Source organism: Clostridium sp. CCUG 7971 (assembly GCF_017590215.1).
Lineage (GTDB): Bacteria > Bacillota > Clostridia > Peptostreptococcales > Peptostreptococcaceae > Faecalimicrobium.
On sequence record NZ_JAFFPK010000248.1, the window covers coordinates 1 to 507 of the forward strand.

General features: G+C 31.6%; 1 protein-coding gene. It reads right to left on the minus strand.

Translation table 11 applies throughout. The features are described 5' to 3' along the window. Positions 1 to 507 (minus strand): OPT/YSL family transporter (locus tag JWF52_RS19095; protein WP_208335045.1); only part of this gene is annotated, 507 nt, incomplete at both ends.

Here is a 507-nt window from a genome sequence, read left to right on the forward strand (position 1 = left end):
AATACTATTAATAATATTATAGCCATCATATTTCCAGAGGCAAATCCTCTAGGTCCAGCTCCTTTTACGATGCCTACTACTTGTAATATTATACCTACTAATCCTATTATAGAACCACCTGCAACAAGACCAGATGATAAACTTATACCATTTGAAACTTTAACTTCTTTCTCTTTTTCATTTTTAGAAGTTTTTTCAACTAATACACGTATTAATGCTCCTACTAATATTATAGAAGTTGTTGCAATTGGTAAATAGAACCCTATAGCAATAGTCATTATTGGTAAATCTAAGAAATATAAAACTATAGCCATAAATACTCCAACAATAATCATAGGCCAAGGTAATTGTCCAGACATAATCCCTGAAGTAAGTGTTGATATTAAGTTTGCTTGAGGTAATGCAAATGGAGGGTTATTTCCTGTAACTGCAAGTTGTCCTGAAAGTAATACTATTGTACCTACAACAACTACTACACCTACTATACCAGCTATTGTGAAATATTTT